The following is a 15,153-nucleotide window of genomic DNA, read 5'->3' as shown; positions in this document are numbered from 1 at the left end:
CTGGCGGCTATTCCTCCTCCAGCTTTTTCAGGACGAAATGGTTTTTGTGGTACTGGAGGATGCCTTCTTTTTGCAGCTTGGACAGTTCGGTGGACATGGCGGCCCGTTCTACGCAGAGATAATCCGCCAGCTGCTGCCGGTCGTAGGGGATGGCAAAGGATAGGCTGCCCTTTTGGAGGGCCTGGGAGGACAGGTAGGACAGGAGTTTTTCCCGGGTGGTCCGTTTGCTGAGATGGGTGAGCTTTTCGTTGAAAACCATGGTCTTGCGGCCCAAAATGGCTACCAGGTTTTGAATCAGCCGGTTGTGGAAAGCGCAGGCAGCCTGGCAGGAGGTGAGCAGCCGGCTGACGTTCAGAAACAGCAGTTCGCAGTCCTCTGCGGCCACTACGCTGGCATTCAGCAGACTGCCCGGTACGGCGGCAAAGGGCTCGGCGAAAATATCCCCGGCGCCAATCCGGGTCATAATATGGCGGTGGCCCCACAGGTCTTCCTGGATGGCTATGACGGAGCCGGACAGCACCAGGCCCATTTCCTGGGTGGGTTCCCCGGCCCGGAGAATGTATTCATCGGCTTTTTTCCGGCAGTGCCGGGGGCCCAGGCAGCCCATTAAAATTTTGCTTTCTTCCGGCTTGATGCCTTTAAACAGGGCGTGATTTTGGAGCTTTTTTGTGTAATCTTCCATAATTCCTCCATGTTTGTTTGTTTTCCAACATAAATAATAGTTTCAGTGTACTATACTGATTGCAGAAAAACAAGAAATCCCGTATGATAGGGCGTATTGATAAGCGTTTTATAATGGCAGCAGGTAAGAGGATTTAGGAGGAGAGCAGTATGAAAAAGCAGGTAAAAAACAATGTCAGCTGGGTAGGCTATATCGACTGGGAACTGGAACATTTCCACGGGGACGATTATTCCATCATGAATGGTTCCAGCCAAAATGCCTATCTGATTGAAGAAGAAAAGACCGTGCTGGTGGATACGGTGTGGGCGCCCCATCGGTTCGAATTCGTGGAAAGCCTGAAAAAGGCCGTGAACCTTCACAAGATTGACTTTATCGTCATGAACCATGGGGAAGTGGACCATTCCGGGGCGCTGACGGCCCTGATGGAAGAAATTCCTGGAACGCCCATCTACTGCACCGCCAATGCCGTAAACAGCATCAAGGGCCAATACGGAGACCGGGGCTGGGATTTCCACGTGGTGAAAACCGGGGATTCCCTGGACGTGGGAAATGGCAAGAAACTGATTTTCGTGGAAATGAAAATGCTCCACTGGCCGGATTCCATGGCCACCTATCTCACTGGGGACAACATCCTGTTTTCCATGGACGCCTTTGGCCAGCACTTTGCCGTAGAAGAAATGTTCAATGACAAAGCCAACCAATGCCTCCTGATGAAGGAAGCCATGAAATACTACGCCAACATTCTGAATCCCTTCTCTCCGCTGGTGACCAACAAGCTGAAGGAAATTGCCGGCCTGGGCATCCAGATTGATATGATTGCCCCTGCCCATGGGGCCATTTGGCGGGACAACCCTCTGCAGATTGTGGAGAAATACGGCCAGTGGGCTGCCCAGTACCAGGAAAACCGGGTGACCATTGCCTACGATACCATGTGGGAAGGTACTACCAAGCTTGCCCACGAAATCGCCCGGGAAATTGCCCGCCAGAGCCCGGATACGGTGGTGAAGCTGTTCAACATTGCCAAGTCGGACAAGAACGAAGTGATGACGGAAGTATTCAAATCCAAGGCCATTGCCGTAGGCTCTCCCACGGTGAGCAACGACATTCTCTCCAGCGTTTCCGGCTGGCTGGCCTTCCTGAAGCAGCTGAAATTCAAGAACAAGAAAGGCGCTGCGTTTGGCTGCTATGGCTGGAGCGGGGAAAGCGTCAAGATCCTCAAGGAAAAACTGAAGGACGCTGGCTTTAAGGTGGTAGAGCCGGAAGTGAGATCTCAGTGGAACCCGGCGGAAGAAGATTTTGCCAAGGTGCCGGCCCTGGTGAAAGCCCTGCTGGAGTAGGCCCGGACTAGTTGCCGCAGAACCCTGGGAAAAACCAAATACCCAAATAAGTACACCTGCATTCTGGTGCTGCCGCTGGCGCCCAGGGTGCAGGCTTTTTCACAACTGCTGGGGGAACCTTTCTGGGATTTTTATTGTAGTTTTTCCAACTTCTGTAGTATAATATTTTACATACATGTCAAGAGTGTAACATAAGGAGGATGCAGAGGATGCATACATTTAGCACGGACCTGGGAGGAAGAACTCTCACGATTGAAACCGGCAAAATTGCCAAGCAGGCCAATGGTTCTGTATTGGTGCGTTACGGCGATACGGCTGTAGTAGTGGCCGTCACCGGGACGGATACCCCTCGGGAAGGCGTTGACTTTTTCCCGCTGACGGTGGACTTTGAAGAAAAGATGTACGCCGTGGGCAAGATTCCCGGAGGCTTTTTACGGAGAGAAGGACGCCCGGCAGAAACGGCCATCCTGACTTCCCGTCTGATTGACCGCCCCATTCGTCCCATGTTCCCGGAAGGCTACCACAACGACGTACAGATTGTGGCCACTGCCGTTTCCGTGGATCCCGACAATGCTCCGGACATTCCGGCTATGATTGGTGCTTCCTGCGCCCTGTCCATTTCCGATATTCCCTTCGAAGGCCCCATTGCAGGTGTTCGGGTGGGCCTGATTGATGGCCAGTTCATCGTGAACCCCACGGTAGAACAGGCTGCGGTCAGCGAAATGAACCTGTGTGTGGCTGGTACCAAGGATGCCATTTTGATGGTAGAAGCTGGTGCCAAGGAAGTTTCTGAAGAAACCATGCTGGACGCCATTTGGTTCGCCCATGGGGAAATCAAGAAACTGGTTGAATTCCAAGAAAAAATTCAGGCTGAAGTGGGCAAACCCAAGATGGAAGTGCCCGTTTACACGCCTCCTGCTGAACTGGTGGAAGAAATCCGCCTGTACGGCGAAGACAAACTGAAGGCTGCCCTGATGGATGCGGACAAGCTCCATCGGGAAAAAATGGTGGATGAAGTAAAAATGGAAATCGCTGAACATTTCAGCGAACTGTATCCGGACAACGCCGTAGATGTAGCCTACATTACCCAAAAGCTCATCAAAGCGGTAGTGCGCCATACCATTTCCGTGGACAAGATTCGTCCCGATGGCCGTGCTTTGGATGAAGTACGTCCCATCAGCTGTGAAGTAGGTCTTCTGGCTCGGCCTCATGGCTGCAGCCTGTTCACCCGTGGACAGACCCAGGTACTGAACTGCCTGGCTCTGGCTCCCCTGCGGGAAGCCCAGACCTTGGACGGACTGGGTACCGAACTGGTAAAACGGTACATCCATCACTACAACTTCCCGCCCTACAGCGTAGGCGAAACCAAACCCCTGCGTTCCCCGGGCAGACGGGAAATTGGTCACGGCGCCCTGGCAGAACGGGGTCTGCTGCCGGTAATCCCTTCTGAAGAAGAATTCCCGTACACCATTCGGCTGGTATCTGAAGTGCTGGAATCCAACGGTTCCTCCTCCATGGCCAGCGTCTGCGCCAGCACCCTGTCCCTGATGGATGCCGGCGTGCCCATTAAGGCTCCGGTTTCCGGCGTAGCCATGGGTCTGGTCAAGGAAGGCGAACACTTCACCATCCTCACCGATATCCAAGGGCTGGAAGATGCGCTGGGCGATATGGACTTTAAGGTTGCTGGTACTGCCAAAGGCATTACCGCCATCCAGATGGATATCAAGATTGACGGCATCAACAAGGAAATCTTCCAGCAAGCCCTGGCCCAAGCCAAAAAAGGCCGTGCCTTCATCCTGGGCAAGATGCTGGAATGCATCTCCGAACCCCGCAAGGAACTGAAGAAGTACGCTCCCAAGATTACCACCCTGAAGGTGAACCCGGACAAGATCAAAGATATCATTGGACCTGGGGGCAAGGTAATCAAGAAGATTGTGGAAGAAACGGGTGCCAAGATCGATATCGAAGACGATGGTACTGTTTACATTGCAGCCGTGAACTCCGAATCTGCTGACAAGGCCATTGCCACCATCAAAGGCATTACTGCTGAACCGGAAGTGGGCAAGATCTACACCGGTAAGGTAACCCGCATCATGAACTTCGGCGCATTTGTGGAATTCATGCCCGGCCGTGAAGGTCTGGTACACATTTCCCAACTGGCCAAGGAACGGGTGGAAAAGGTGGAAGACGTGGTCAGCGTCGGCGACGAAATCGTCGTGAAACTGGTGGAAATCGACAGCAAGGGCCGGATGAACCTGTCCAGAAAAGCTGCTCTGTAAGTTTAGACAAAAAAGACTTCCTGGAACTCCGTAAGGAGCGCCAGGAAGTCTTTTTGCGTAAGAAGGGGCAGGGAAGGGGACTGCTGACAAAGCGTCCTAAAAATGGTAGAATTATAAAGATAGCCCTGTTTTCAGGGTATGGGAAAGAAAAACAGGGAACGGCGTTCCCTATCAGCTGGTATAAAGGAGTAGGAATATGCGTGTAAATGGCAGCGGCGGCAGTTTTGTGCAGCAGGCTTTTCAGATTCCCCTGGAGGCTGCCTGGCAGCTGGGGCTTATGGTCATTGCCGATATGGGCATTGAGGCAGAAAGCCAGGACGATCAGCAGCATCTGTTTTCTGGGTCCCTGCTGACGGAAGAAAAAAGCTTTCTGTTTGGCCGGCCCAAGCGGAAATTCGTGACGTTTGCGGTGCAGCCGCTGGAGGAGGGCTGCCAGGTGATTGTGGACATCCACAAAAAACACCTGGAGGTGTACAGCCTGACGCCCCAAAACCGGGAAACCAAGCAGTTCATGGAGCTGTTCCAGCAGAAGGTGGACGCCTATCTGCACCAGCGGATCTGCAGCCGGTGCGGTCAGGCCGTGGCAGTGGGCATGGCCTTTTGCCCCTACTGCGGGCAGAAGCTGGACTAGGGCAGAAGGGTAGGCGCAGCCCAAACTGCGCAACAAAAAAGGACCAGTTGTCAATGACAACTGATCCCTCAGCTTTATAGCTTAGATGGCGCGGGTTACCTTGCCGGAACGTAAGCAGCGAGTGCAAACGTTGATGCTTTTTACTTCACCGTCTACCACCGCTTTAACCTTTTGTACGTTAGGTTTCCAAGAACGTTTTACATGTCTATTGGAATGGCTGACGTTGTTACCGGACAGCTCACCTTTGTTGCAGATTTCACAGATGCATGCCATGGTCCCACCTCCTTCTAGTTATAAGGCAATGCTTTACATTTTTTTAAATCAGTGTATCTATTCTAACATATACGCTTAGTTTTATGCAAGTATATTTTCAGCAAGAGGAGAGAAAAAAGATGTGGTGGCAGGAACCCATTACCAAATTAAAAGGCATCGGGCCCAAAAAAGCCCTGGAATTCGAAAACTTGAACATACAAACCATTGGGGATCTGCTGAACCATTTTCCCCGGCAGGGCTGCTACCTGGACTATTCCCATGTAAAAACCATCAAGGAATTGACCACGGACGGGGAAATGCAGCTGTTCAAGGGACGGATTGTCCGGCTGAACCAGCGGCGCAGCGCCCGGAATATGAAATACGCCACGGTTACCGTAGGGGACGACACGGGCTTTGCGGAAGTGATGCTGTTCGGACCCCAGGTGTACGGGGTGCGGTTTTTGAAAAACGGGGAGGAGGTACTGGTCATCGGCAAGGTGACCCAGGGCCGCACGGCCAAAAGCGTGACCAATGCTTCCCTGTCGGCGGTAAAGGAGGAGCAGCAGGCGGCGCCTGGGATTTTGCCCACCTATGCCCTCACCGGCGGCCTGAGCCAGAACCAGGTGCGCAGCGCCGTAAAGCAGGCCCTGGCTTTGGCCAAAAAGGAACTGCCCGAGTGCCTGCCGGCGCCCATTATGGAGAAATACCATTTTCTGGGTCGCTACGAAGCCCTGCGGAACATCCATTTTCCCAGTTCTCCCAAACGCCTGGACGAGGCTACCCGGCGCTTTGTTTTTGAGGAACTGTTCTTTCTCCAGTGCGGGCTGCTGCACCACCGGACGAAAATCAAACAGGAAAACAGCGGCATCAAAATGAGCCCCAACGGAAAGCTGTGGCTCCAGGTGAAGCACAACCTGGGGTTTGAGCTGACCGCCAGCCAGAAAAAGGCCTGGCAGGAAATTGACGACGATATGCAGGGCACGGAACCCATGAACCGGCTGGTCCAGGGGGATGTAGGCTCCGGCAAAACGGCGCTGGCCCTTCTGGCCATGGCCAAGGCCGTGGAAAATGGCTACCAGACCTGCCTGATGGCGCCTACGGAAATCCTGGCAGAGCAGCACTACAAGGAAATGCAGAAGGTGCTGGAACCGGCGGGCATCCATACGGCCCTGCTTACCGGCAGCCTGAGCGCCAAGCAGCGCCGGGAAGTGCTGGAAGGCCTGGCGGACGGCAGCATCCAGGCGGTGGTGGGCACCTACGCCCTGATTCAGGACGCAGTGGTGTTCCAGTCCCTGGCTCTGGTCATCACCGACGAGCAGCACCGGTTTGGGGTGGCCCAGCGGGCCAAGCTCCAGGACAAGTCCACGGCGGCGCCCCATGTGCTGATCATGACGGCCACCCCCATTCCCCGGACCCTGGCCCTGACGGTGTACGGGGATTTGGACGTTTCCCTGATGAAGGGGCTGCCCCCGGGCCGTAAACCCGTCCAGACCCTGTGCTATACCGAAGATATGCGCCCCGGGGTCTACAAGGGGCTGATTCACCAGATCCGGCAGGGCCACCAGGGCTACGTGGTGTGTCCTCTGATTGAGGAATCGGAAGGGGTGGACGCCAAGGCCGCCTCGGAGCTCTACGACGAGTTGACCCAGACCTATCTCAAGGGGATTCCCTGCGGTCTGCTCCACGGCCGGCTGAAGGCGGAGGAAAAGGACCAGGTGATGGAGGACTTCGTCAAGGGCAAAACCAAGGTGCTGATTACCACCACGGTGGTGGAGGTAGGGGTGAACGTACCCAACGCCACCCTGATGATTATCGAGGGTGCGGACCGGTTCGGCCTGGCCCAAATGCACCAGCTCCGGGGCCGGGTAGGCCGGGGCAGCGCCCAATCCTACTGCGTGCTGCTGACGGCTTCCCAGAATCCGGTGACCCTGGAACGGCTCCAGATTATGCGCACCTGCAGCGACGGCTTTCTCCTGGCAGAAAAGGACCTGGAGCTCCGGGGCGCTGGCCAATTCTTCGGACTGCGTCAACATGGGTTGTCGGACCTTTATATAGCTGATATACTACGAGATGCAGATACTTTGGTGGAAGCCCGGAAAGCAGCCCTTTGGGCCATGCACGACCCCGAGACGGCGGCTTTTGTGGAAAATGCTGCGGCCACCACCCAGTTTGACGGACGTTTTGACCGGATTTTCAATGCCTAGGCGGCAGCCTTCGCCTATAAATGCACAGCCACCTTCCTTGCAGGCGCCTTTGGCCCTGCACAACCTGACCCTAGAAAGCAGGCGCTTATGACCCCAGACCAAGATCCCAGTACCCTACCTCAAAAGAATAAAAGCAAGGACCACTGTGAAGCCCGGGTTTTTAAATTCATTGCCTTTGCAGCCCTGGTTCTGCTGCTGTATCTCATCAATGTGCTTGACCCCACCTTTTATGGCCACGTGTTCCACCTGGTGAAAGGCGGGGACATGGAAGAAGCCGTGTGCTTTCTCCGTTCCTATGGCCCCTGGGCCATTGTCATCAGCTTTTTCCTGGACGTGTTCATCAATGCGGCGGGCTTTCTGCCCTCCATTTTCATGTCTACTGCCAACGGAGTGGTGTTTGGCCTGCCCATTGGCATTACCATTTCCTGGGCGGCGGAGTCCGTGGGCGTAATCATTTCCTTTCTGATTATGCGCTACTTTCTCCGGGCCACAGCAGAAAAGGTCATTATCAAAAGCAACAACCTGAAGAAAATCGATGACATGAGCAGCGACAAAGGCCTGGTGGTCATGGCCCTGGCCAGGACTCTGCCCTATTTTCCGTCGGGGATTCTTACCTGCCTGGGGGCCATCAGCCGGATGAGCCTGCGGGATTATGTGATTGCCACTTTTCTCGGAAAATTTCCCTCCACCTTTTTGGAAGTGGTGGTGGGCCACGATATCGTCAACTTTCATGAGCATATGCACCGGTTGGCCATTCTCACCACCCTGGTGGTGCTGGCCTACGGCACCCTGCTCTATGTCCAATACAAACGGCACAAAAAGCCCAAAGCCTGAAGAACGTCCTCTGGCAGAACTGCTGCTGGAGGGCTTTTTTGTTTACCGAAAAACTTTTTTGTGTATCTTTCCTTACAAAAATTCCTGTTATTTGAAGAAAATTCAGAACTTTACCCGGTCTTTGCAGGAAAAGGGCCCACTGCACCCGAAAAAAGTCATCAGATGTTTGTGATTACCGATTAAGGGGGGCTTATTGTGAAAGAGTATACAGGCGATAAAATCAGAAACGTAGCAATCGTGGGACACGGCGGAGCCGGGACCACTTCCCTGACGGAAGCACTGCTGTATCGCAGCGGGTCCATCAGCCGGATGTGCAAGGTGGAAGACGGCCAGACCACCACGGACTTTGAACCGGAAGAAATCAAGCGGGGCGTTTCTGTCAGCGCCACCTTGGCCCCGGTGGAATGGCGGGACGTGAAGATCAATTTCATTGATACCCCGGGCTTTGCCGACTTTGTAGCCGAGGTAAAGGGTGCTTTCCGGGCTGTGGACAGCGTGCTGATTGTGGTCAGCGCCACCAGCGGTGTCCAGATTGGCACGGAGCAATGCTGGAAACTGGCGGAAGAAGCGGGGCTGCCCCGGCTGATTTTCGTCAACAAGATGGACCGGGAAAACGCGGACTACGACAATATCCTGAACAACCTGCGGGCCAAGATCGGCAAGGAAGTACTGCCCCTGGAACTGCCCCTGGGCAAGGAAGAAAATTTCTGCGGCGTCATTGACGTGTTCAATATGAAGGCCTATCGGGGCAACGGCAACGGAGCGGACGAAATCGAAGTGCCGGACGATATGAAGGCCTGGGTGGAAGACGCCCACAGCAAGATGGTGGAAGCTGCGGTGGAAGCCGATGATGCGGTAATGGAACGGTACCTGAACGGGGAAGACATTTCGGACGAGGACATTATGCGCTGCCTGGTAAAGGGCATCCGCCAAGGAATGATTTTCCCGGTGCTCTGCGGTTCCGCCTATAAGAACATCGGTCTGGGCCGCTGCCTGAACGCCGTGGTGGACTACACCTTCCCGGCCATTTTGAACGACTTCATTGTAAAGGATGTTAAGACCGGCGAAGAAGAAATCAAGGACTCCAACGCAGCCATGGCAGCCCTGGTGTTCAAGACCACCTCCGATCCCTTTGTGGGCCGGCTCAGCTTTGTCCGGGTGTTCTCCAGCACCATCAAGAAGGACAGCACCGTGTACAACGCCAGCCGGGAAGAAAACGAAAAGGTGACGGGTATCTTTACCCTCCGGGGCAAGACCCAGATTCCCATGGACCAGATTGTGGCCGGGGATATTGGGGTGCTCTCCCGCCTGCAATTTACGGCTACCGGGGATACCCTGAGCGACCCCAATGTGCCGGTCCTGTTCCCGCCCATTGATTTCCCGCTGCCCATGTACAGCCGGGCCATCTACCCCAAGAAGAAGGGGGACGAGGACAAGATTGCTTCCGCCCTGACCAAGATGACGGAAGAAGATCCTACCATTATTGTCAGCCGGAACCCGGTGACCAAGGAAACCCTGATCAGCGGCATGGGGGACCAGCATCTGGAAATCATTATGGAACGGATGCAGCGGAAATTCGGTGTGGAAGCTGACCTGAAGGCGCCCATTGTGGAATACCGGGAAACCATCCGGGGCAGCGCCGACGCGGAAAGCAAGTACAAGAAACAAACTGGCGGCCACGGCCAATACGGCCATGTGGTCATCAAGATGGAACCCCTGCCTCCGGGAAGCGGCTTCGTCTTTGAGGATAAGATTTTTGGCGGGGCCATTCCCCATCAATATATTCCTGCGGTGGAAAAGGGCATGAAGGAATCCATGAAACACGGTATCCTGGCCGGCTATCCGGTGGTAGACCTGAAAATCAGCCTGCTGGACGGTTCCTACCATACGGTGGACTCCTCGGAAATGGCCTTTAAGGTGGCTTCCCACCAGGCCTTCCAGAAGGCCGCCGAACAGGCCAAGCCGGTGCTTATGGAGCCCTATTATAACCTGAACGTGTACTGCGACGAACGGATGACCGGGGACGTGATTTCCGACCTGAATGGCAAACGGGGCCGGATTCTGGGCATGCAGACCCTGGAAGATGGCCGGGCCTGCGTCAACGCCCAGGCTCCCTATGCCGAGGTGTTGGACTACGCCGTGGACCTGCGGGCCCTGACCCAGGGCACGGGCTCCTTCGAGATGAAGTTCGACCATTACGAAGATGTTCCGCCCAAACTGGCAGAAAAAATTATTGCGGAAAGTAAGCAGGAAAAAGCCTAACCATTAGCGAATAAGAATAGTGTCACGAAGGCGGCAGTTTGCAGGTGTAGGGGCCTGGACTGCCAGGGGATCCTCCGGCGTGCCCAAAACAGGCAGGCCGGAGGAGCTTCGGGACAACCGCTGTTCTTATAGTGAACAACAACCGAAAAACCGCTTTCTGTGCCGGCAGCGCTGCTGTACCGGGACAGGGGGCGGCTTTTTGGCGTTTGGACCGAAAAATCCTGGAAAACGGAGAAAATTCTGAAAAGTGCCACGTGTTGCGTAAACGGTAAAAATATCCTATAATCAAAATGAATTGCACCGTATTTCAATCTGTCCAATCATGGGGGAGTTCAAACTAAATGAAAAATATTGACCAAGAATGTATCAACACCCTGCGTTTTTTGTCCATTGATGAAGTTCAGGCCGCCAATTCCGGCCATCCGGGCCTGCCCCTGGGCACCGCGCCCCTGATGTACACCCTTTGGGACCGCTTCATGAAATATAATCCCAAGAACCCCAGCTGGTTCAACCGGGACCGTTTTGTCCTGTCTCCCGGCCACGGCAGCGCACTTTTGTATGCTATGCTCCATGTGGCTGGCTATGACCTGTCTATTGAAGACCTGAAAGCCTTCCGGCAATGGGGTTCCCGGACTCCGGGCCATCCGGAATATGGCGTTACCGCCGGCGTGGACGTTTCCACCGGTCCTCTGGGCCACGGCTTTGCCATGGCAGTGGGTATGGCTATGGCAGAAGAAATGCTGGCTGCCCGCTACAACAAGGAAAACTTCCCGGTGGTGGACCACTATACCTTCGGCATTACCTCCGACGGGGACCAGATGGAAGGGGTGGCTTCTGAAGCTGCTTCCCTGGCTGGTACCCTGGGCTTGGGCAAATTGATTTTCTTGTACGATGACAACCACATTACCATTGAAGGTAATACGGAAATTGCTTTCCGGGAAAATGTGGGCGCCCGCTTTGCCGCTTACGGCTGGCAGGTGCTGAGAGTGGATAATTCCGAGGACGTGGAAGCCCTGCAAAAGGCCGTGGAAGAAGCCAAGGCCGATACCAAGCATCCGTCCCTGATCATCGTCAAGACCCATATCGGGTTTGGCAGCCCCCGGCAGGATATGGCCAGCGCCCACGGCGAACCCCTGGGCGAAGACAATGTGGCCAAAACCAAGGAAGCCGCTGGCTGGGACAGCAGCAAATTCTTCTACGTGCCTGATGAGGTCAAGGCGCATTTTGACGCCAAAATTCCGGACTGCCAGAAGAACGAAGCCGACTGGAACCAACTGGTTATCGACTACGCCAAGGCCTATCCGGAACTGGCCCAGGAACTTACCGACCGGATTAACGGAAAAATGGACCTGGATGTGAAAGAGCTGATGAAGGTCTTTGCGGATGCCACTTCTGTAGCTACCCGCAGTGCTTCCGGCACCCTGCTGCAAACCCTGTCCGACCAGCTGCCCGCGCTTATTGGCGGTTCTGCTGACCTGGGTCCTTCCAACAAGACCGAAATGAAGAACAAGGGCTTCTTCTCTGCAGAAGACCGGACCGGCCGGAACATCCATTTCGGCATCCGGGAACACGCCATGGGCTGCATTGTCAACGGCCTGTGCCTCCACGGAGCCATCCTGCCCTTTGGCGCTACCTTCCTGGTGTTCTCCGACTTTATGCGCCCGGCTGTAAGAATGGCCGCCCTGATGGGTATCGGCAGTATGTTCGTGTTCACCCATGACAGCATTTTCGTAGGGGAAGATGGTCCTACCCATGAACCCATCGAGCAAACCATGAGCCTGCGGCTGATTCCCAACGTATCCGTTTTCCGTCCGGCTGACGCCCTGGAAACGGCCGTTGCCTGGAAAGCCGCCTGCGAAAACCGCAAGCAGCCCACCTGCCTGATGCTCACCCGGCAGAACCTGCCTGTGCTCCACGACTATGCAAAGGTGATTGCCAAGAACGCCGCCAAAGGCGCCTATGTGCTGAGCCCGTCCCCCCGGGACAAGGTGAAAGCCATTCTGCTGGCTACCGGCAGCGAAGTACATCTGGCCCTGGCCGCTCAGGCTGCCCTGGACAAGGAAAAAATCGGCGTAACGGTGGTTTCCATGCCCAGCTGGGATAAGTTCGACGCCCAGGACGAAGCCTACCGGAAGAAGGTCCTGCCCAAGGATACGCCGGTCATTGCTTTGGAAGCTGGGGTCAGCCTGGGCTGGGCCCGCTACACCGGCAGTGAGAAACGGGTGCTGGGCATTGACCGCTTTGGAGCCTCCGCTCCGGGCAAGACCGTTTACGAAAAGTTTGGCTTTACCGTGGACCATGTGGTAGAAATGGTAAAGAAAGTTAAATAAGATTTGTCTTCCTTGGCATCAAAGGAAACTGGTAAAGAAGCGCTGTATGGATTTCCTTTCCTGCGGCGCTTCTTTTTTGGAAAAGAGGCGCGCTGATGTTTCACTTATTAACCATTGCCGGATCCGATTCTTCCGGCGGGGCCGGCATCCAGGCCGACCTGAAATCGTTTGCAGCCCATGGCTGCTTTGGCATGAGTGTGATTACTTCCGTAACGGCCCAGAATACCACCGGCGTTACGGCCATCCAGAATATTGACCCGGAAGTGGTGGCCGCCCAGATTGATGCGGTATTCACGGACATCCGGGTGGACGGGGTGAAAATCGGCATGGTTTCCACGTCCCCCATTATCCGCACCATTGCGGAAAAAATGCGCCAGTACAAGCCCAAGGTCCTGGTGGTGGATCCGGTGATGGTAGCCACCTCCGGTGCCTACCTGCTGGAAAAGGACGCCCGGACGGATTTGATCGAAGACCTGCTGCCCCTGGCGGACCTGATTACCCCCAACATGATGGAAGGGGAAGTGCTGTCCGGGCTGACCATCCGCAGCAAGGCGGATATGGAAAAGGCGGCGGCCATCATCCTGGAAAAGGGCGCCAAGGGCGTTCTCTTAAAGGGCGGCCATTTGGCCCAGACGGCCGATGATTATCTTTTGACCCGGGACGGGGGCAAGTGGTTTGACGGCCCCCGGTACGATAACCCCAACACCCATGGTACAGGGTGCAGCCTGTCTTCTTCTTTGGCAGCGGACCTGGCCAGCGGGATGACGATGGAGCAGGCCGTCCGGGAAGCCAAGGACTACGTGGCCCTGGGCATCAAAAACGGTCTGCCGGTGGGCCACGGCCACGGCCCCATCCATCACTTTGTAACCATGTTCAAGAAGGCCGGGCTGGAATGATGGAAGACCTGCTGGCCGAGTTTTCGGTAATCAGCGGCCAGGTCCGGGAGCGGCGGCCGCTGCTGCACCACATTACCAATTACGTCACCGCCGGCTTCTGTGCTGATGCAGGCCTTGCCCTGGGAGCCCTGCCCATGATGACGGACGCCCCGGAAGAAGTGGAAGCCGCAGCCCGCCGGGCGGACGCCCTGGTGTGCAACCTGGGTACCTTCAGCACTAGCCATTATGAGGCCATGGAAAGAGCCATGGGGGCGGCCCGGGAAGGCGGGGTGCCCATTCTCCTGGACCCGGTAGGGGTCATGACGGTGGACTGGCGGAAACAGGCAGCCCTCAAACTTTTGCAGGGCGGGGTGACGGTGCTCAAGGGCAACGGCGCCGAAGGCCGGGCTCTCTTGGACTGGCGCCAGGGAAAGGGCAAAGGGGTGGACGCAGGACTGGAAACCCAGCCGGGCCTATTGGCCAAAGCCCTGGCTCGGACCTATCATTGTGTGGCGGTAATTACCGGTCCGGTGGACGCCCTCAGCGACGGAAAACGGATACTCTATGCCCGGAACGGGTCGGCGCTGCTTTCCCGGATTACCGGGGCAGGGTGCATGACCGGCACCGTTATGGGAGCCGGCATTGCCGTGGCGGAGTCGCCGCTGGCAGGTGCCCTGTGGGGGCTAACCCTGATGAACGTGGCGGCGGAAGCGGCCCAGGTGAACTGCCCGGGACCGGGAACTTTCCGGGCCCGGCTGATGGATGCCCTATACCAGGAAAACGGCCTGACGCTCCAGCAGAAATTTCGGGGGGAAGAACAACGTGACGAAGAAAATCATTGATTACAGCGTATATTTGGTGACGGATACCCATTGCCTGAAGGGCCGGGATTTTTACGCCGCCGTGGAAGAAGCCCTGAAGGCCGGGGTAACCCTGGTCCAGCTCCGGGAAAAGGAGGCCTCCTGGGAAGAACTGCTGGCCAAGGGAAAACGGGTGAAAGCCCTGTGTGACCGCTATGGGGTACCCCTGCTGATTGACGATAATATTGCAGCGGCCAAGGAAATCGGCGCCGCCGGGGTCCATTTGGGCCAGGAGGACGCCGCCATCGAAAAGGCCCGGCAGGAACTGGGACCGGACGCGGTGGTGGGCATCTCCGCCCACAATGTGGCGGAAGCCACCGAGGCCCAGCGCCGGGGTGCGGACTACCTGGGAGCAGGAGCCCTGTACCCTACGGGCAGCAAAAAGGACGCCAAACTGCTGCCGGCCCAGACTTTCCGGGCTATTGTGGCCGCAGTCCAGATTCCTGTGGTGGGCATTGGGGGCATCCACGAGGACCAGTACGCCCAGGTTTTGGAACTGGGGGCCAGCGGCTGTGCCATGATCAGCGGTATTTTGGGGGCAGCGGACATTACCGCCACCGTAACCCGGCTGAAGGCGTTGTACGCCGCCCGCCGCTAAAGGAAGGTG

Annotated in this window: 12 protein-coding genes; 10 read left to right on the top strand and 2 right to left on the bottom strand. The window is 55.9% G+C overall.

From position 1 onward, the window contains the following. Nucleotides 1–7 precede the first annotated feature (7 nt). Nucleotides 8–682 (bottom strand): Crp/Fnr family transcriptional regulator, encoded by a 675-nt coding sequence (locus LKE88_RS06465; protein ID WP_231085959.1) that lies wholly within the window; start codon nt 680–682, stop codon nt 8–10. Nucleotides 683–831: 149 nt separating this feature from the next. On the opposite strand from LKE88_RS06465, the gene LKE88_RS06460 reads away from it, so the two are divergent. The 3 genes from LKE88_RS06460 (at nt 832) to LKE88_RS06450 (ending at nt 4,929) form a co-directional block, all read left to right on the top strand. Continuing rightward, complete coding sequence (locus tag LKE88_RS06460; RefSeq protein WP_231085957.1) at nt 832–2,019, top strand: oxygen-binding di-iron domain-containing protein; 1,188 nt, start codon at nt 832–834, stop codon at nt 2,017–2,019. Nucleotides 2,020–2,228: 209 nt separating this feature from the next. Then, nucleotides 2,229–4,298 (top strand): polyribonucleotide nucleotidyltransferase, encoded by a 2,070-nt coding sequence (locus tag LKE88_RS06455; protein WP_105326173.1) that lies wholly within the window; start codon nt 2,229–2,231, stop codon nt 4,296–4,298. A 196-nt stretch (nt 4,299–4,494) separates the two neighbouring features. Beyond that, nucleotides 4,495–4,929, top strand: a complete 435-nt coding sequence (locus LKE88_RS06450) for a zinc ribbon domain-containing protein (RefSeq protein WP_105326172.1) — start codon at nt 4,495–4,497, stop codon at nt 4,927–4,929. Nucleotides 4,930–5,010: 81 nt separating this feature from the next. On the opposite strand, the gene rpmB is transcribed toward LKE88_RS06450, so the two are convergent. Next, nucleotides 5,011–5,202, bottom strand: a complete 192-nt coding sequence (gene rpmB, locus LKE88_RS06445) for a 50S ribosomal protein L28 (protein WP_012937850.1) — start codon at nt 5,200–5,202, stop codon at nt 5,011–5,013. Nucleotides 5,203–5,285: 83 nt separating this feature from the next. On the opposite strand from rpmB, the gene recG reads away from it, so the two are divergent. From recG to thiE, 7 genes are all read left to right on the top strand, one after another. Next, complete coding sequence (gene recG / locus LKE88_RS06440) at nt 5,286–7,385, top strand: ATP-dependent DNA helicase RecG (RefSeq protein ID WP_255668045.1); 2,100 nt, start codon at nt 5,286–5,288, stop codon at nt 7,383–7,385. 87 nt (nt 7,386–7,472) lie between these two features. After that, nucleotides 7,473–8,219 (top strand): TVP38/TMEM64 family protein, encoded by a 747-nt coding sequence (locus LKE88_RS06435; protein WP_105326169.1) that lies wholly within the window; start codon nt 7,473–7,475, stop codon nt 8,217–8,219. Nucleotides 8,220–8,414: 195 nt separating this feature from the next. Further along, entirely contained in the window at nt 8,415–10,481 is a 2,067-nt protein-coding gene (gene fusA / locus LKE88_RS06430; RefSeq protein ID WP_105326168.1) for an elongation factor G, read from the top strand. Between the two features lie 341 nt (nt 10,482–10,822). Beyond that, nucleotides 10,823–12,811: a transketolase gene (gene tkt, locus LKE88_RS06425; RefSeq protein WP_105326167.1), complete on the top strand. Its 1,989-nt coding sequence runs from the start codon at nt 10,823–10,825 to the stop codon at nt 12,809–12,811. 95 nt (nt 12,812–12,906) lie between these two features. Then, nucleotides 12,907–13,707 carry a bifunctional hydroxymethylpyrimidine kinase/phosphomethylpyrimidine kinase gene (gene thiD, locus LKE88_RS06420; protein ID WP_105326166.1) on the top strand — a complete coding sequence of 267 codons (801 nt, stop codon included), beginning with the start codon at nt 12,907–12,909 and terminating at the stop codon, nt 13,705–13,707. Continuing rightward, a complete protein-coding gene (thiM, locus tag LKE88_RS06415) occupies nt 13,704–14,528 on the top strand; it encodes a hydroxyethylthiazole kinase (protein ID WP_231085955.1) in 825 nt (274 codons plus the stop codon). Before thiD ends, thiM begins: the two co-directional genes overlap by 4 nt. Further along, the gene (thiE, locus tag LKE88_RS06410) at nt 14,509–15,144 is read left to right on the top strand and encodes a thiamine phosphate synthase (RefSeq protein ID WP_105326165.1); all 636 of its coding nucleotides are present in this window, start codon (nt 14,509–14,511) and stop codon (nt 15,142–15,144) included. The genes thiM and thiE overlap by 20 nt, the downstream gene beginning before the upstream one ends. The last annotated feature ends 9 nt before the right edge of the window (nt 15,145–15,153 follow it).

The sequence above is a fragment of the Acidaminococcus hominis genome (genome assembly GCF_022484025.1).
GTDB lineage: Bacteria > Bacillota > Negativicutes > Acidaminococcales > Acidaminococcaceae > Acidaminococcus > Acidaminococcus hominis.
The sequence above is the reverse complement of the archived record's forward strand: the minus strand, read 5'-3'. Positions and strand labels throughout refer to the sequence as shown.